This is a genomic window from Staphylococcus sp. GDX8P80P (assembly GCF_017893095.1).
Taxonomy (GTDB): Bacteria; Bacillota; Bacilli; order Staphylococcales; family Staphylococcaceae; genus Staphylococcus; species Staphylococcus borealis.
Map to the genome: position 1 here is coordinate 1 of NZ_JAESMI010000003.1, position 17,663 is coordinate 17,663.

Below are 17,663 nucleotides of genomic sequence, written 5' to 3' on the forward strand. Positions count from 1 at the left end.
ATTCAGTTTTCAATGTTCATTAAAATGGAGCGGGTGATGGGAATCGAACCCACAACATCAGCTTGGAAGGCTGAGGTTTTGCCATTAAACTACACCCGCATATTTAATTAGAAAGTTTATTTGGTGCGGCCGAGAGGACTTGAACCTCCACGGGATTTCTCCCACTAGGTCCTCAACCTAGCGCGTCTGCCATTCCGCCACGACCGCTGGCAACACGCAACAATTACTATTAATTATCGAGAACAATAATTATTGTAAATGTTTTGTAATGAAATGTCAATAACTTTTTAACATATTTTTAAACAAGTTTTACAAACAATTAATGTTTGATACATTTATTAAAGCAACGATATATACTATACATGTTTATTTGATTAATGTCAACGTATAAATGATAAAATATTTAAGACTGGGACATAAATAATATAATTATGCTATTTTGCAGTTTCGCAGTAGCTGACTGAACTGAGAAGGCGCTTAAATCAAGCTTTTCTCAGTTCTAGTCATCCTTGCGGGGGTGGGACGACGAATCTAAAAAGAATTTTGTCCCACTCCCAATACGTTATTGCTTAGTTATTTCAATTAACGCGTTTTATTAGCGATAACTTCCCCTTGCACTTCCCGCATCTCATCTTTTTCACATCGACTTTTTTAATTCTGAGATATTGGCAACCACATGATTTACATCGATATACGTAATTAGCACGTTCTTCATACGTTTGAATAGGCGTACAAAATCTTGGTGCACCTACTTGCTTACTTAACACTTTAAAATCTGTATTTTTATGTTGATACCCTTTTCCTAGTATGTGTAAATGATAATGGCACAATTCATGTTTGATGATGTCGATTAATGCTTTCTCACCATAATATTGATATTGCTTGGGATTAATTTCGATATTATGTGATTTTAACATATAGCGACCACCAGTGGTGCGTAGCTTGTTATTAAATAAAGCTTTATGACAAAACGGTCTATTAAAAAACTGACTTGAAATACGTTCTACTACAATTTGTAATTCATTATTATTCATGAGGATCAATCATGATTAAAGACACCTTGCCTTTAGTTTGATCTATATCTAGTATCCACACATCCACTATGTCTCCCACACTTACGATGTCCATTGGATTTTTGACGAATTTTTTAGATAGTTTCGATACATGGACCAAGCCATCTTGTTTCACACCTATATCAACGAATGCTCCGAAATCAACTACATTTCTTACGGTGCCACTTAATTTCATACCTACTTTTAAATCTTCAATAGATAATACATCTGACTTCAAGATTGGCGTTTCGAATTCATCTCGAGGATCTCGATTAGGTGCCATTAATGATTTAATTATATCTTCAAGTGTAGGTACCCCAACATTTAGTTGTTTAGCAACTTGATCCACATTTACTTTAGATAACTCTGTTTTAAGTTTATCAGTACCTAAATCTTTAATATTTAAATCTAAAATACCTAATAATTTATACGTTACGTCATAACTTTCAGGGTGAATAGAAGTATTATCTAATGGTTCAGTACCATCTACAATACGCAAGAATCCGATACTTTGTTCAAATGTTTTTGCACCTAAACGTTTCACTTTACTAATTTCTTTATTGTGCTTAATGGCTCCATTCTCTTCACGGTAATCAATGATGTTTTGAGCAATCGCACCGGATAATCCAGATACATATTGTAATAATGATTTAGAAGCTGTATTTACATCAACGCCCACTTGGTTAACAGCAGTTTCAACTACAAATGTTAGTGCGCTTTCAAGTTCTTTTTGGTTTACATCGTGTTGATATTGTCCAACTCCAATTGATTTAGGATCTATTTTAACTAATTCACTTAAAGGGTCTTGAACACGTCTACCGATGGATACTGCACTACGTTCTTCAACTTGAAAATCAGGAAACTCTGATCTAGCAATTTCAGATGCTGAATAAACAGAAGCACCCGCTTCATTGACAATAATAAATTTAATTTCTAAGTTATACTTTTTAATAACATTTGCAACAAATTGTTCAGTTTCACGACTCGCTGTACCATTACCAATAGCAATGAGTTCAACATGATTTTCTTTAATCATTCTGACGATCTCTTTTTCTGATGCTTCTATCTTAGATTTAGGTGGGTGAGGATAAATCACACTCTTATCAATAAAAGTGCCGAATGGATTAATTACTGCCAACTTGCAACCTGTTCTAAATGCTGGGTCAACACCTAAAATTTGCTTACCCTTCATAGGTGGTTGTAATAGCAAATGTTTTAAGTTTTCACTAAAGACTTCAATGGCATGTTGTTCAGCTTTACTAGTTAAATCTGCTCGGATTTCTCTTTCGATTGAAGGCATAATTAATCGTTTTAAACTATCCTCAATAGCTAGCTTAATATAATCTCTATGGGGATTTTGAAGTTTAATTTCACTTTTCTCAATTGTACTAGCTACTTGTTTTGTATCAAATTCTATTTTGATTGATAGAATTTTTTCTTTTTCACCACGATTCATAGCAAGTACTCTATGATTTGCTATATGCCTAATAGGTTCTACATAGTCGTAATACATTGCAAATATTTCTTTTTCATCTTCTGCTTTCTTCTTCTTAGTTGTCACAATACTTCCTTGTCTATAAAGATCTTTTAGTATGCGACTACGATATTTAGGATTATCTGAAACATGTTCAGCAATGATATCTAATGCACCTTGAATCGCCTCATCAATATTTGTTACCTCATCAGTAATGAAACTTTCTGCCTTATGTTTTAAGTCACCTTGCTGTCCATCATAGATCCATTTAGCTAAGCTTTCTAAACCTTTTCTTTTAGCTTCTGTCGCTCTTGTCTTCTTCTTTTGTTTAAAAGGTCTATATAGATCTTCGACACGTTGCAATTTAGTTTGTTTAAGTATATCTTCTCTCAATTCATTTGTTAATAAGCCTTGTTGTTCAATATTATGTATAACTTCTTCTTTTCTTTTTTGTAAATTTGCAACGTATTGGTATTCATCTGAAATCTGTTTGATTTGAACTTCATCCAATCCTCCAGTTGCTTCTTTACGATATCTTGCAATAAAGGGAACCGTATTGTTGTCTTCTAATAAACTTAATACTGATTTTACTTGTTTTTCAGAAAATTGATATTTTGTTGTTATTTCATCAATTAAATTTTTATTCATTTTATGACCACACTTTTCCTTATTTTCTATTCAATTTTATCATATTTTTCATGTTAATTTATTAAGTCAACGATGTACCTATTTTATTTATTCATATCAATATAAAAAAACTGAGGCATGACGATACCTCAGTTTCGATTACTATTTTACTGTTTAGCAGCTTGCTGTAATTTCTTGATTGCAGTTCTTTGCAATCGAGACACATGCATTTGACTTAAACCAATGCGTTCACCAGTTTCTTTCTGGCTTAGCCCTTCAATAAATGTGCATTGAATGATTTCTCTTTCTCTATCTGAAAGAATAGGCAAAATACGTTCCAGAATCATACGTTTTTCTGTTAAGTCATAATTGTCATCTCTTTGACCCATTATATCTAATAAAGTCACTGTTGAACCATCTTTATCTGCTTCAATCGAGTGATCCACGCTAAGTGCATTATAACTTTGCCCCATTTCCATAGCTTCAAGTACTTCTTCTTCAGAAACTTCCAAACGATCAGCAATTTCTGCTATTGATGGGGAACGTTCTAATTCATTCGTTAATTCATCGCTTACTTTTTTTATACGTGGACCGATTTCTTTTATTCTTCTTGGAACATGAACACTCCAAGTTTTATCTCTTAAATATCTCTTAATCTCACCAATAACGGTCGGTACTAAGAATGCTTCAAATTTGCGATCAAAAGACAGGTCAAATCTGTTAATAGCACCTATTAAACCAACCATACCAACTTGAACTAAATCTTCGTGATGTGATTGTCCTTTTGAATACTTATAAGCCAACGATTCAATTAGTTTACGGTAATGATTGACTAATCTATCTTGAGCTTCTGTATTAGCGTTATCTTGATGTTCTTTAATCCATTGGTTAATTTGTTCAGGTGATACATCATTAACTGATTTCGACTCTTTCGTCATTATTTGGCACCTGCTCTTTTTTTATATACTTAATCATACTGATTGTTACACCAGATTCTTTAAAGACTTTCACTTCATCCATTAAGGATTCAATTAAGAATAAACCAAGTCCGCCTTCACGTAAGAAATCGATATTTTCATTCTCATCGTAAGGTCCTAATTGTGATTTAGTTGTCTCATAATCAAAACTTTCGCCTTGATCTGAGATAATAATTTTTATTTTATCATCAAATAACTCGAAACATAAATTAATCATACCATTTGTATCTTTATTTTTATAAGCATGTTTAACTGCGTTAGTAACGGCTTCACTTACTGCAATTTTAGAATCTTCGATATCGTCATAAGATGCGCCTGCTCTTGAAAATACGCCTGATAACGTTAAGCGAATTAGACTTACATATTCGGCAGAGGCAGGCAATTTCATCTCGATATAATCATTTTTAATTGGCAAGTTATTCTACCTCCGTTCCTTCATTGACATGCATTAAGTCTTTAAGACCAGTAATATCAAATAATCTTCCGATTCTATCTGATACGCCTAAGATGTATAACTCTTTATCATTTTGGTTCAATGCTTTTAATGTTCCTACAAATAATCCTAATCCTGTAGAATCCATATAACTAACGTTTGTTACATTAACGTGAATATCATGTGTACCTTCTTGTCTCATTGGCATTAATACTTCTTCCAATTCAGGTACAGTATATACATCTAATTCACCAGCAACAATGACTTCATAATATTCATCATGTGTTACCGTTTCAATGTTAAGGTTCATAGTTCTTACACTCCCATTTTAGTCTTTTGTTACTACCAATTATGTATACTCTAGTAAGTATACCCATAGTTAGATTTATATAATCAATAAATTTAATATTTAATTTACACGTTTTATAATCAATATCGTCATATCGTCACGTTTGTTAGGATTTTGAATTTTTAATATAGCTTCATAAAGTATTTGTACGATATCTTGTGGATGCATATGCTTATATTTTCGAATAAGGTTTAACAATGTCTTTTTAGCGATAAATTCACCATCAGTATATCTTGCTTCTGTCACACCATCTGTAAATATTATAACTAAATCATCTAAGTAGATTGGGATTTCTTGTTGATTATATCTAGTGTGCTGACTTACACCTAGTACTCTACCTCTAACGTCAATTTCTTCGAACGTTTCAGTTTCCGCTCGATATATGTATCCCGGCTCGTGTCCAGCAGAACTACAATATAATAAATGGTTCATTTCTTCATAGAGTCCATAAAACATAGTTACAAACATATTTTGATTTACGTTTTTTTCAACAACTCGATTGAGACGCTTTAAACCATCACTTGGCAATTGAGAGTGGCCATAAGAGTCCATTCCGAACTTAATCATACTCATTGCTAGTGCAGCAGGGATACCTTTACCTATGACATCGGCAACCGCAAAACTCATCGTTCCATCTCGATGGTCAATTAAATTAAAATAATCGCCACTCACTTTCTGTGCAGCGACAGAAATCACACCGATTTGAATACTATCAAATTGAGGAATATCCGTTTTCAACATGGTTTGTTGAAGCCTTGAAGCTAAGTCAATTTCTTTATCGTGGAATTGCATTTTATCAACTAACTTTTGGTAGTCTCGATAGCTATAGCCAAATCCTTTGACTACTTCTTGCAAAACATCTAATGTATTCAAAATTTGTTCTTTCTCTAAATTCAAGGAGGTTACATATGATTTGTGTATATTCACAATATCTTCAGGTAGAATATCTTTTTTTATGACTTCATCTGTAAAGTCATTACATTTTATTAGAAATTGTTGTTTATTTTTCGTAACTAAACTTTCATCTATAAGTTGCTTATAATGCTTTTTAAATTCTTCCACGAATCTGCCTCCTTATCTCAATAAATGGATCGCTTATGACTTATTTATATGTATTTAATATTTATTAATAAAATTCACTAATGCTAATGACATAATATTAAATAATAAACTCACTATTTAAAAAAGACTTTAGGTATTACCTAAAGTCAACAACTAAAGACCTTCCAATCATTTCCGTACTTATCTTCTTTCATAATGCATATGTATTAAGTACTTTGAAATCAAATAATTAATTATTTGAACAACTGATATTAAAAATTTTGTCTTTAATAGTTAATATGAAATACATTTGGATTATACATGAATTTAGTTAAGAATTTTGGGATTTAACTTCATCATGTAATCCTAAACTAATATCTAAGGCATCATCTACTTCTTGCATTTTCTCTTCAGATAAGTACGTTAATTTTTCTTTTAATCGCTTTTTATCTAGCGTGCGAATTTGCTCTAGTAGGATAACTGAATCCTTATCAAGTCTATATTTCTTTTTCTCAATTTCAACATGTGTTGGTATTTTCGCTTTATTAATCCTTCCCGTAATCGCAGCGACGATTACGGTAGGACTATATTTGTTGCCAGTATCATTTTGAATGATAACTACAGGTCTGACTCCCCCTTGTTCTGAACCCTGTACTGGTGACAAATCAGCTAAATATACATCGCCTCTTCTAATCATTCACTCTTATAATTAGAAATAATATACGTTTCATTGCAATCACAAGCTTCACATTCTAATGGGAAAGCTTCTGTCGCTAGGGAGAGATTTAATTCGGCCATCTGAGCATAGCCCTCTTTTAAAGATTGTTCAAGACTGTGACTTCTATTTTGATTAAAAGTAAGCATAATATGAACCTCCAATTGATACCAAATACAACATTATAAACTTTAATTTATTTTTATAATAACAAATTTTGTATCAAGTGACTATACTATTTTAATAATTCATTAGTTACATGCATCTCGTCATCAACTTCGTAGATTCGAGGTAAACGTCGACCTAAATTGCATAGTACTTCATAACTAATCGTGTGTTGCTTTTGTGCTAAAGCTTCCACTGATTGTGGGGAATCACTTGAGTTATCTATAAGTGTCACAGTATCGCCTTCTTGCACATCTTCAGGCACATGTATAATCATTTGATCCATACATACACGGCCAATGACTTCGCATTGATGACCGTTTACACTTACATGTGCACCTTGCATTGAACGTAAGTAACCATCTGCATAACCAATAGGTAGAATCGCAATCTTCATGTTGTCAGTTGCTGTATAGGTGCTTCCATAACTGACCGATTCACCTGGTTTTAAATATTTAGTTTGGACTACTTGTGTTTTTAATTGCGTACTTGGTTGCAATTGAGTAGTAACTGTTTCTTTTACATACGCTGACGGATAGTAGCCATATAATGAGATACCTAATCTAATGGCGTTACATAGTTCATAATGTCTTAATAAAGAACCTGCTGAGTTTTGTGCATGGATATATTTTGGCTTTTCAGCTTGCGTGACTATTTGCTCAAATTGTTCATACTGTTGATCCATAGAATCGCCCGGTTCATCTGCATTAGCGAAGTGCGTATATACGCCTTCGAATATTAAATGCGGTTGGCTATGAATTAGACGGATGACTTCTTTGTATTCTTCTAATGATTTCATTCCAAGTCTCCCCATCCCTGTGTCTAATTTTACATGTAGCCAGAGATTCTTTTCATTATCATCACTAATTAGATCAATTGCATGTTGAAGCCATTGTAGTGATGGTACAGTCAATGCAACTCTATGTTGAATTGCTTTGTTTATATCTTCAAGTGGTATAACGCCTAAAATAAGTATTTGTGCATTTACACCATGCATTCGTAATTCAATCGCTTCATCAAGAGTGGCAACTGCAAAAAACTCAGCACCGTTTTTCATTAAATGTTGTGCTACCTTGACGCTTCCTAAACCATAGCTATTTGCTTTTACGACTGGTATCACCGTTTTGTTGTTATGCAACGATTCGAAAGCATTATAATTATTTAAAATTGCTGATAAATCTACATTTAAGTAGGTTGATCTATAGAATTTATCTGACATAAGTAGTCCTCCTCTTTACTATTAAATACCATGTAGTAGTTGATTTATCTCGTGCAATTGGCGAGGTAGAAATTATTTACATTATAATACTGTTAATCCCTCTTTTCTAATAAAACCTGACTCATCGCATAATGCTCAGTGTGTGTAAGAGATACATGTACGATAAAGTCTTCGTAATCAATACATGGTTTCCCATTGCTATCGTTATAACAATTAATATCTTTAAAGGCCACTGTTTTTCCTAAACCAGTTCCTAATGCCTTACTGAACGCTTCTTTCGTTGCGAAACGACCTGAAAGAAACTCTAGTTTTCTCTTTTCACTTTTAAATGAATGGAACTTTTGTTCTTCGTCTTGAGTTAAAATTCTTTTGACTAATCTGTCTGTTTGTTTTTCAAAAGCGTTCTTAATTCTTTCAATTTCTATTAAATCAATACCTATTCCATATATCATGCTAAGCCCTCACTCACTATGTAAATTTGAACGATCTATTGTTGTAGCCATTTCATTAATATCATTCTGTTGTATATTTTTCTTATTTTGTATCATTTGTTTAAGTTTTATTGCGTCTGTTTTTGTAATCAAGTCTATTTGAGAAATACCCCCGGCAGTCGATAAATTTAATGTTGCTAATTGATATTTTCTCATTAGAAACCCTTCCTCAATATCGATATTCTGAATTCGATAAAAAGGAATGATTTTAGTATTGATAAAAATAATACCTCGTCTTATATAAATTTCATTGTTCGAATAATAATAACGAAAATTTTTATATTTTAAAAATGGAATTAGAAATATAAAAACAACACAACATAAAATTATAAGTCCTATCGCAACACTTACAATCAATAGGCGATGCAATGCTTCAATGTATAAATCACATAATACACTTGCTACTACCACAATAATTGTAAAAATAATACTAGCAATCATTGAAGCAATCCTCATCACTGTAAGGCCATTTTTATTCATGTAATTATAATTAGTCATCGTATTCACCTCTTAAATACGCATCAACATAGCGTTGTGAAGTTTCTTCTTTTATAAACTTTAATTCCATAAATTCAAATATTGAACCCTTAGCAATAAAAAAGTAAATATTAGCTAAATGACTTCTTTCAAGCAGAGGATGTTGGCTCGTCTCTATACCTATAATTTTATTTGTTTTGAAATAATATGTTTGAAAACCAAACGTACTCACTCGTTTCAAAGTAATTTCATCATTTTCTATCACTAGGCCAGCATTTTTAACGTAGATATATGCATGTGCCATCATCACAATAATGATAATTAAAGCGATGAAAAAGCTCCATGCACTCCAAAAATAAGTTCCAATACTAGCGATAATTAAAACAATTATACTCGGTATGAAAAAGTGACGATGAAATCCATTCCACGGCATAATGTTTTGAACCTTATTAAACTTCATTTCAGGCACAAGCTCACCAATAATTTCATATGCTTCTTTTTGTTTTATAAATGGTAATATCATAATTTTACCATTATTACTTGCATCATCATTAGACTCGATATCCATATCACTCGTGATAATAAAGTGTATAGAGGTGTATCCAAAGATTTTTCTTAAGAAAGATTGTTTCTCTAATACGGCTTGTAGCCGATCTGTTGGCACTGTTAGATTTTTCACATTAAAAAGACCGTAACTAATCTTAAGATGATGACCCTGTTGGACAACTTTATAGTTATAGTAACGAATAATCGTGATTATAGTTCCTAACACATAACTAATGATTAAAATAGATGCAACAATAAACAGCACAATTATAAGTACAGAATTCACCCAATGCCATAGATTAGACGTCCATTTATCCCAAGGTATCACATTTTGAAATGCACCTACTATTGGCGAAACTGTAGCAAAAGCCACTCCAATTGCACCACTTGTCATAGCCATTAGTAATAATGAACTTAAGGACATTTTAAACACATGCTCTGAATTACGCTTTGTTGAACTCGTTGATACATTTAATTGCTCAGTATTTAGTTCATTATCACCTGTAGCATCATTGATAGTGTATTCCAGGGCATCATTATTTAATTCTTTTTGTCTAGAACGAATAGTTTGTTCAATTAAATCACTTTGTTTCTTAGTTATTGTTGACAATTCAATGCCATCACTTGGCGTTTTGATTTGTAAACGAACACCACCAACGATTTGATTAATCAAACTTTGTGTTGTATCTAATGACTGAATTCTGCTTAAATTTAGTTCTTTTCTTTTTTTATTTAACCAGCCAGAAGTAACAATAAATTGGTCATCTTCAATCCAATATCTTGTAACTTTAATTTCTAAAAATCGATGTATAAACGTTAAGATAAAGATGAATAAAAAGATTGATGGACCAATATAATGTCGAATTTCTGTAAAATCAAAATTCCAAATATTAAAACCAACAAATACGATAAATGTAAAAATATTTTGTTTAATCACATCTATTATCCCTGTTATGTATGAAATAGGATGCAATTTTTGAGGATTAAACATCTGAATCAGCACCTCGCAATGCTATAAAAATATCTTCTGATAATTCATTCATTTCTTCTTCTGAGACAATGGGTAATTTCAGTTCATGCCCCGCAGTTACAAAAATTAAAACATTTAATTTTAATAATTTTAAAATAGGGTTACTTTTAATTTCTAAAAATTGTAGACGTTCAATTTTAGTTATTTGGTGTTTTTTTAAAATAAAATTTTTTTTAACTTCGACATTTCTATTATCAACCCTATAATAACGATATTTATACTTAATAATTGGTTGTAACAGTAAACGAATAATCGAAATGAAGACTAAGAAGATAAGTATGTAGACAATAAAGTGGTACCAATTAAAATATCGCCACATTGAAAATAGTGCAGCAATGATAATTAGTTCTATTAAAAATAAGATACCACTATTAATCCAGTGGTATTTCAGTGCATTTTTAGGACTTTTATGAAATGATCGTTCTACCTTCATAATATACTCCTTTGCAATTTTACTTTATTATATCATATTCGATATGATGCTTACGCTCCTATAGCGAAGATGCAATAAGGTTGATTTATTTTTAGGCTTGATTCGAATTAAAAAACCACCTCAAAAGCATGAGATGGTTTAATCATAAAATTAATATTGATTCATTTTATTTTTGTAAATCTGCAAAAGTTCGACCTTTCATTGTAGATCGACCTTTATCTTGTCTTTCGCGACGATCTGGCTTTTTGCCTTTTTTCTTATTAAAGTTACCTTTAGAACGTTTGTTTTTATTATCGAATTTATTATTACGTTTGCCACCACGGCGTGATCCATTACCTTTACCTTGGCGATTTTTACGTGCTAATGGCTTTTCAAATGTTAATTGTACTTCAACTTCATCATTCGCTTCAACTAGTTCTTGCAGTAATGATGCAACTAATTCTGTACTATCATATTCTTCTAATAACTCACTTGAGATACGTTTCAAACGCGCTTCACTTTCACGTGACATCCAATTTTTAACTTTATCTTTGATGTCATCTTCACGCGCTTTTAATACTTCTTTACGATGTGGCGGTCTTAACGCATTCATTCGTCTTCCATTTGCATCTTCTATTTGACGGATATAATCCATTTCAATAGGGTTAACAAATGTAACTGCGATACCTTCTTTACCAGCACGACCAGTACGCCCAATTCTATGTGTATAGCTTTCCGTATCTTGAGGAATGTCAAAGTTATATACATGACTTACACCTGAAATATCTAATCCACGTGCAGCAACATCTGTAGCTACTAAGATATCAATTTGGTCATTTTTAAATTTCTTTAATACTTCTAAACGTTTAGCTTGTGTAATATCACCATGTAAACCTTCTGCTTTATAACCTTTTGATAATAACGCACTTGTTAATTCATCAACACGACGTTTCGTTCTACCAAATACTATAGCTAACTCTGGTTGATGTACATCTAAGAAATTAGTGAATGTATCGAATTTTTCAAGTTCTTTAACAATTGTATAATATTCATCAATTTGAGGATCTGACATTTCGTTATTCATTGTTTTAACGATTTGAGGAGATTTCATAAATTGTTGTACTAATGTTTGAATTGCTTTAGGCATCGTTGCTGAGAATAACATAGTTTGTCTTTGCTCAGATGGAATTTTATCCATAATGAATCTCATATCATCGATGAATCCCATGTTCATCATTTCATCCGCTTCATCCAAAATTAATGTATGAATACCATTTGTTTTTAATGTACGTCTATTTAAGTGATCAATAACACGTCCTGGTGTACCTACAACAATTTGTGGTCCTCTTTTTAAGGCTTTAATTTGACGATCGATTGGCATACCACCAAATACGGTTACAACTTGTACATTTTGACCACGGCTAAATTCTCTTAATTGTTCAGCTACTTGCATAGCTAGTTCTCTTGTAGGTGCTAATATTAAGGCTTGTACACCTGATTGACCCACAACTTTTTCTATTAAAGGAATCCCGAACGCTCCAGTTTTACCTGTCCCAGTTTGCGCTTGTCCAAGGATGTCTCTTCCTTCTAATGTATAAGGGATACTATCTTTTTGGATAGGTGTAGGTTCCTTAAAACCCATTGCTTCAAGGGTTTCTACAGTTTTATCCGAAATCCCTAGTTCTTTAAAATTTTGCAATATAATTCTCCTTTTAACTTTCTTATTTATCAATATACGTTTGTGTATATAAGGTCCTCTTATTACGTCAACTTCTATATAGTACCACCTAAAATTATATATCGCAATAAAGCAATTCTAGTGATATGTTCGTTTTCCCAAGATTTAAGAAATAATAGCGTTTACATTTTTTACGCTTTTTTTAGCTTTTAAAGTAAAAAAACAAGTCACTAAAGGATTTATATTCCTTTTAAGTGACTTGCCTAATCTTAATAGCAACTTTGAAAATAATTAAATCAATTTATTTACTACTTCTTCGAGTTTATTGCCACGTGAGCCCTTTACTAGAACTTTGTCATTAGCAACTAAATTATCCATTAAATATTGTGTTAGTACTTGTTTATCCGTGAAATATTGAACATGATCAACAAATTGACCACCTTTGTCACTTATATATTTCGCATCGTTACCATATGTTAATAACGTATGGATATTTTTGCCTTCTAAATAAGCGCCGACATCTTCATGCATTTGACGGCTATTTTCTCCTAATTCAAGTGAATCAGCAAGTACAATGATTTTACGGCCATCCATTTGGCTTAATGTATCTATAGCTGCTTTCATACTAGTAGGACTTGCGTTATACGCATCATTAATTATAGTTATGTCGTTATCAGTAATATGGCGTTCCATGCGCATACCTGTAAGTTGAACATGATGAATATTATGTTGAATTGTTTCATATTCCAATCCTAATTCATGGCCAATAGCAATGGCGATAGCGGCATTTTTCATATTATGAATGCCTAGAATAGGCAATTTATAATGTTCATTACCATTAATATTAAAAGCAATACCATCATTTTCACTCTGCTCTACTTCACAAACTAAAGCATTATTTGGTTTTAAACCGATACTTAGGCATTTAGCATGCTTAACATCTTTAACATGTGGTTCTAGTAATGGTTCGTCACCGTCATAAATGAACGTTCCACCTTCTTTAAGTCCAATTGTTATTTCTGATTTAGCTTGAGCAATACCTTCACGTGAGCCCAAATCTTGCATATGTGACTCACCAATATTCGTAATAACGGCAATGTCAGGCTCAGCAATCGTCGATAATAATTCGATTTCATGGAAACCAGACATACCCATTTCTAAAATTGATATCTCAGTATCTGGATCAAGTTCTAAAATCGTTAATGGTAAGCCTATCTCATTGTTGTAGTTACCTTGTGTTTTTTTAACTTTAAACTCAGTGTGTAAGACACTTTCAATCATATCTTTCGTCGTTGTTTTACCATTGGAGCCTGTCACACCTATAACTTTAGGATTCACATGTTTTAAATAGGCTTTGGCTAATTGCTGTAACGCAACTAACGTATCGTCTACCCAAATAATTGGTCCGTTCACATTATCATCGATGTCATGGCCCTTTTCATAGAAAGATGCACCGGCACCATCTATTAACGCTTGTGAAACAAATTGATGGCCATCTACATTTTCACCTTTAAAAGGGATAAATAGCATATCGTGTGTGATTGCACGTGAATCAATCGTTACACCTTTGATTGTATGTTGTAAATATTCTGTTTCTATCTCACAAGGTATCCATTCCTGAATTTGCTTTAATGAAACTTCTATCATTTATGAATTCCCCTCTTAGTCGATTGTGTATTTATTTTTCTTTTTATCCTCGTGACGTTCTTTAGCTAAATCAATTAGTTTAGTAATTAAATCAGAATAGGATAGTCCCATATTCTCCCATAAGCTTGGATACATACTAAATGCTGTAAATCCAGGCATCGCATTCGTTTCATTAATGAAAATTTGATTATCTTCAGTAACGAAGAAATCCGCACGTACTAGACCAGAACAATCTGTAGCTTTAAATGCTTCTAATGCCATATTTCTTAAAGTCATTTGTACTTCTTCATCAAGTTCTGCTGGGATTTGTAAACTAATTTTACCGTCCTTATATTTTGATTTGTAATCATAAAACGCAACATCTTTAATGACTTCGCCTGGCCATGTTGTTTCAGGATAATCATTACCTAATACAGCCACTTCAACTTCACGTGCATTAATACCTTGTTCAATAACAAGCTTACGGTCAAATTGGAAAGCTTCCTCGATGCCAGCTTTTAATTCATCTTCATTGTTACATTTACTGATACCGACGCTTGAACCTAGGTTCGCTGGTTTTACGAATACAGGATATGTAAGTTTATCTTTAACAAGTTTGATAATATTACCTTCATATTTTTCATATTCACTTCTTAAGAAACTAATGTAAGGTAATTGTGGTAACCCTCTATGTTCAAATAATTGTTTCATAACAAGTTTATCCATTGAACTTGATGCTGCTAATACACCATTACCGACGTATGGTAAATCCAGAACTTCAAACAACCCTTGAATCGTACCGTCCTCACCATTTGGACCATGGAGTAATGGGAATACCGCATCATAAGGTTGACCGTCACAACTTTCTTTCAATAAAGTTGTGATCTCACCTGCTTCTACATCGGCCATATTAAGTGATTCAATTGATTTAATCTCTTCAGTAATATTATCTTTTTTCTTCCATAATCCATCATTCGTTATATAAATGATATCGACTAAATATTTTTCTTTATCAATTGCGTTAAGAACATTTTGCGCAGTTAATTTCGAAACATCATGTTCAGCACTTTTACCACCATATACGATACAAATGTTTTCTTTTACCATAAGTAGTTCCTCCATTAAGAAAGATCATAACTCGCGCATTTGTATAAAGTTATATCTCAATTTGATATTTCAACTTCCCACAAATACTTTTATCTCTTTCAACTCATTTTTAATTTTTCTTTTTAGTTAACTATCAATATTTTATGAAATTTATTTAGGTTAAACTATGCTTTCTAAAAATCAATATTATCACAGTCTAAAGCAATTTTGCATTTATCAACTTAAATATAAATGAGATTATGTGATGAATATCTTTTATTATCGCATAAGAATTAAACTCAATTAAACGATGTTTATTTTTCTTTTACACATTCACTCTGTTATTTTCTAGCAAATTAACTTAAAGTCATGTAAAATTTGTATATAATATTATTCGTTAGATTATAAGAGTTTAAGGAGTTTTCTCATGAAATATTCATCCCGTCAACAGCCATCTAAGCATTGGCTACGTAAAATAGACTGGATACTCGTAGCATTATTAACAATATTAGCTATAATTAGTGTTACTACGATTAGCTCAGCTATGGGTGGCGGCCAATATAGTGCAAACTTTAGTATTCGCCAAATTATCTACTATATATTGGGTGCTATTATTGCGCTCATCATTATGCTTATTTCACCTAAAAAGATTAAAAATAATACATATATTCTATACTTCATCTTTTGCATATTGCTTGTTGGTTTATTGATTTTACCAGAAACATCAATCACACCAATTATTAACGGTGCTAAAAGTTGGTATTCCTTTGGACCAGTAAGTATACAGCCTTCAGAATTTATGAAAGTTATCTTAATTCTTGCATTAGCAAAGAGTGTTTCTAATCATAATCGCTTTACTTTCAATAAATCTTTTCAAACTGATTTAGTTTTATTCTTTAAAATCATTGGCATCTCAATTATTCCAATGGCATTAATCCTATTGCAAAATGACCTAGGTACAACCCTTGTGATATGTGCAATTATTATTGGGATTATGTTAATAAGTGGCATTACATGGAGAATATTAGCCCCATTATTTATAGCCGCATTTGTTATAGGTGGAACGATTATTTTAGCAGTTATCTACAAACCGTCATTAATTGAAGGGCTTCTCGGCGTTAAAATGTATCAAATGGGCCGTATTAATTCGTGGTTAGATCCCTATTCTTATAGTGCAGGCGACGGTTATCATTTAACAGAATCGTTAAAAGCAATTGGTTCTGGCCAACTCTTGGGCAAAGGGTTTAATCATGGTGAAGTTTATATCCCTGAGAACCATACCGACTTTATATTTTCAGTAGTCGGAGAAGAAATGGGATTTATAGGTGCTGTCGTTTTATTACTTATCTTTTTAGCATTGATTTTCCATTTAATTCGACTTGCTACCAAAGTTGAATCACCATTTAGTAAAATATTTATCATTGGTTACGTTTCTTTACTCGTCTTCCATATATTCCAAAATATAGGAATGACAATCCAGTTACTACCAATTACTGGTATTCCATTACCATTTATTAGTTATGGTGGTAGTTCACTTTGGAGTCTAATGGTTGGTATAGGTGTCGTATTATCTATTCATTTCCATCAAAGACAAACTACTCCTAATAAAAAAGAAGTAGAACAGAAATAATATTTTGTTGCACCTAGCTTTGACTGTAAAATCACTTTCGTAATTTTAGTGTGGGATCCAATCCCGCAATTAGATTAACCACAATATAAAAATGTAGAGTCTGGGACATAATTCCTAGAGAAATAGCCAGTAAATGAGTTTTAACAAATTCATTTACTGGCTTCTTTATTTACAATACTCCGTATTGTTGGCTCGCTTGCCCAACGTGCTTTGCTTGTAGAAACTGATTAACTCAGTTTCTCTGTGTTGGGGCCCTTCTTATGGGACAACTTCAGCCTGTAGTCCTCTTAAGAAATTCTTAGATGAACATTTACTCATTCTGTTGTGATGCTTGCCTAGGGGGATGGGTCGAGCCGCGGTCTCGACACTCATCCTACTCCCTCAGGCGTCACACAACGTCATTCGTCATTCATCTCTAGAATTTCTTACATAAGTGCGTTAGCACTTATGTTCATTAATAATCAACGTAAGAGTCTCGCCAAAACACTTTGTATTTATATGTAATTTTACATTGAAATACTTAAAAAACAAGGCACTTTCGTATAATTTAATAAATACCACTAAACTAAATTAACGAGATGCCTTATGTATAAAGATCATAACATGACTCAACTCACTCTACCAATGGAAACTTC

At 32.4% G+C, this 17,663-nt stretch carries 17 protein-coding genes and 2 tRNA genes; 1 reads left to right on the top strand and 18 read right to left on the bottom strand.

The genetic code is table 11. The features are described from left to right. Positions 1-25: 25 nt before the first annotated feature. The 18 genes from KA858_RS00350 to KA858_RS00435 all read right to left on the bottom strand — a co-directional run bounded on the left by KA858_RS00350 (position 26) and on the right by KA858_RS00435 (position 15,419). Positions 26-99, bottom strand: a tRNA-Gly gene (locus KA858_RS00350). A 22-nt stretch (positions 100-121) separates the two neighbouring features. Beyond that, positions 122-207: transfer RNA gene (locus KA858_RS00355), tRNA-Leu, on the bottom strand. 371 nt (positions 208-578) lie between these two features. Continuing rightward, positions 579-1,034 (bottom strand): SprT family protein, encoded by a 456-nt coding sequence (locus KA858_RS00360; RefSeq protein WP_210134729.1) that lies wholly within the window; start codon positions 1,032-1,034, stop codon positions 579-581. Further along, entirely contained in the window at positions 1,027-3,174 is a 2,148-nt protein-coding gene (locus tag KA858_RS00365; protein WP_210134730.1) for a Tex family protein, read from the bottom strand. The genes KA858_RS00360 and KA858_RS00365 overlap by 8 nt, the downstream gene beginning before the upstream one ends. Before the next feature lie 146 nt (positions 3,175-3,320). Continuing rightward, positions 3,321-4,091 (bottom strand): RNA polymerase sigma factor SigB, encoded by a 771-nt coding sequence (sigB, locus tag KA858_RS00370; protein WP_070854339.1) that lies wholly within the window; start codon positions 4,089-4,091, stop codon positions 3,321-3,323. Continuing rightward, positions 4,066-4,518, bottom strand: a complete 453-nt coding sequence (gene rsbW / locus KA858_RS00375) for an anti-sigma B factor RsbW (protein WP_070854366.1) — start codon at positions 4,516-4,518, stop codon at positions 4,066-4,068. Before rsbW ends, sigB begins: the two co-directional genes overlap by 26 nt. 28 nt (positions 4,519-4,546) lie before the next feature. After that, positions 4,547-4,873 (bottom strand): anti-sigma factor antagonist, encoded by a 327-nt coding sequence (locus KA858_RS00380; protein ID WP_011275274.1) that lies wholly within the window; start codon positions 4,871-4,873, stop codon positions 4,547-4,549. A gap of 99 nt (positions 4,874-4,972) precedes the next feature. Next, positions 4,973-5,974, bottom strand: a complete 1,002-nt coding sequence (locus tag KA858_RS00385) for a SpoIIE family protein phosphatase (RefSeq protein WP_053031221.1) — start codon at positions 5,972-5,974, stop codon at positions 4,973-4,975. Positions 5,975-6,284: 310 nt separating this feature from the next. Next, positions 6,285-6,650 carry a type II toxin-antitoxin system PemK/MazF family toxin gene (locus KA858_RS00390; protein WP_053031219.1) on the bottom strand — a complete coding sequence of 122 codons (366 nt, stop codon included), beginning with the start codon at positions 6,648-6,650 and terminating at the stop codon, positions 6,285-6,287. Beyond that, entirely contained in the window at positions 6,647-6,817 is a 171-nt protein-coding gene (mazE, locus tag KA858_RS00395) for a type II toxin-antitoxin system antitoxin MazE (protein ID WP_037538759.1), read from the bottom strand. Before mazE ends, KA858_RS00390 begins: the two co-directional genes overlap by 4 nt. A gap of 86 nt (positions 6,818-6,903) precedes the next feature. Then, on the bottom strand, positions 6,904-8,052 hold the full coding sequence (gene alr / locus KA858_RS00400) for an alanine racemase (RefSeq protein ID WP_210134731.1): 1,149 nt from the start codon (positions 8,050-8,052) through the stop codon (positions 6,904-6,906). A 92-nt stretch (positions 8,053-8,144) separates the two neighbouring features. Further along, positions 8,145-8,504, bottom strand: a complete 360-nt coding sequence (acpS, locus tag KA858_RS00405) for a holo-ACP synthase (protein WP_210134732.1) — start codon at positions 8,502-8,504, stop codon at positions 8,145-8,147. Between the two features lie 9 nt (positions 8,505-8,513). Next, on the bottom strand, positions 8,514-9,041 hold the full coding sequence (locus tag KA858_RS00410) for a PH domain-containing protein (RefSeq protein ID WP_210134733.1): 528 nt from the start codon (positions 9,039-9,041) through the stop codon (positions 8,514-8,516). After that, complete coding sequence (locus KA858_RS00415; RefSeq protein WP_210134734.1) at positions 9,034-10,557, bottom strand: PH domain-containing protein; 1,524 nt, start codon at positions 10,555-10,557, stop codon at positions 9,034-9,036. Before KA858_RS00415 ends, KA858_RS00410 begins: the two co-directional genes overlap by 8 nt. Beyond that, positions 10,550-11,029, bottom strand: coding sequence for a PH domain-containing protein (locus KA858_RS00420; RefSeq protein ID WP_210134735.1), 480 nt, complete (start codon positions 11,027-11,029; stop codon positions 10,550-10,552). Before KA858_RS00420 ends, KA858_RS00415 begins: the two co-directional genes overlap by 8 nt. A 166-nt stretch (positions 11,030-11,195) precedes the next feature. After that, complete coding sequence (gene cshA / locus KA858_RS00425) at positions 11,196-12,707, bottom strand: degradosome RNA helicase CshA (RefSeq protein ID WP_053031206.1); 1,512 nt, start codon at positions 12,705-12,707, stop codon at positions 11,196-11,198. 270 nt (positions 12,708-12,977) lie between these two features. After that, complete coding sequence (locus tag KA858_RS00430; RefSeq protein WP_210134736.1) at positions 12,978-14,333, bottom strand: UDP-N-acetylmuramoyl-tripeptide--D-alanyl-D-alanine ligase; 1,356 nt, start codon at positions 14,331-14,333, stop codon at positions 12,978-12,980. 15 nt (positions 14,334-14,348) lie between these two features. Further along, positions 14,349-15,419 (bottom strand): D-alanine--D-alanine ligase, encoded by a 1,071-nt coding sequence (locus KA858_RS00435; RefSeq protein ID WP_210134737.1) that lies wholly within the window; start codon positions 15,417-15,419, stop codon positions 14,349-14,351. Between the two features lie 406 nt (positions 15,420-15,825). On the opposite strand from KA858_RS00435, the gene KA858_RS00440 reads away from it, so the two are divergent. After that, positions 15,826-17,028: an FtsW/RodA/SpoVE family cell cycle protein gene (locus KA858_RS00440; RefSeq protein WP_075109070.1), complete on the top strand. Its 1,203-nt coding sequence runs from the start codon at positions 15,826-15,828 to the stop codon at positions 17,026-17,028. Positions 17,029-17,663: the final 635 nt, after the last annotated feature.

Coding starts and splice junctions, on each gene's coding strand:
- KA858_RS00360 (WP_210134729.1), bottom strand. CDS start 1,034: ATGAATAATAATGAATTACAAATTGTAGTAGAACGTATTTCAAGTCAG.
- KA858_RS00365 (WP_210134730.1), bottom strand. CDS start 3,174: ATGAATAAAAATTTAATTGATGAAATAACAACAAAATATCAATTTTCT.
- sigB (WP_070854339.1), bottom strand. CDS start 4,091: ATGACGAAAGAGTCGAAATCAGTTAATGATGTATCACCTGAACAAATT.
- rsbW (WP_070854366.1), bottom strand. CDS start 4,518: ATGAAATTGCCTGCCTCTGCCGAATATGTAAGTCTAATTCGCTTAACG.
- KA858_RS00380 (WP_011275274.1), bottom strand. CDS start 4,873: ATGAACCTTAACATTGAAACGGTAACACATGATGAATATTATGAAGTC.
- KA858_RS00390 (WP_053031219.1), bottom strand. CDS start 6,650: ATGATTAGAAGAGGCGATGTATATTTAGCTGATTTGTCACCAGTACAG.
- mazE (WP_037538759.1), bottom strand. CDS start 6,817: ATGCTTACTTTTAATCAAAATAGAAGTCACAGTCTTGAACAATCTTTA.
- alr (WP_210134731.1), bottom strand. CDS start 8,052: ATGTCAGATAAATTCTATAGATCAACCTACTTAAATGTAGATTTATCA.
- acpS (WP_210134732.1), bottom strand. CDS start 8,504: ATGATATATGGAATAGGTATTGATTTAATAGAAATTGAAAGAATTAAG.
- KA858_RS00410 (WP_210134733.1), bottom strand. CDS start 9,041: ATGACTAATTATAATTACATGAATAAAAATGGCCTTACAGTGATGAGG.
- KA858_RS00415 (WP_210134734.1), bottom strand. CDS start 10,557: ATGTTTAATCCTCAAAAATTGCATCCTATTTCATACATAACAGGGATA.
- KA858_RS00420 (WP_210134735.1), bottom strand. CDS start 11,029: ATGAAGGTAGAACGATCATTTCATAAAAGTCCTAAAAATGCACTGAAA.
- KA858_RS00430 (WP_210134736.1), bottom strand. CDS start 14,333: ATGATAGAAGTTTCATTAAAGCAAATTCAGGAATGGATACCTTGTGAG.
- KA858_RS00435 (WP_210134737.1), bottom strand. CDS start 15,419: ATGGTAAAAGAAAACATTTGTATCGTATATGGTGGTAAAAGTGCTGAA.
- KA858_RS00440 (WP_075109070.1), top strand. CDS start 15,826: ATGAAATATTCATCCCGTCAACAGCCATCTAAGCATTGGCTACGTAAA.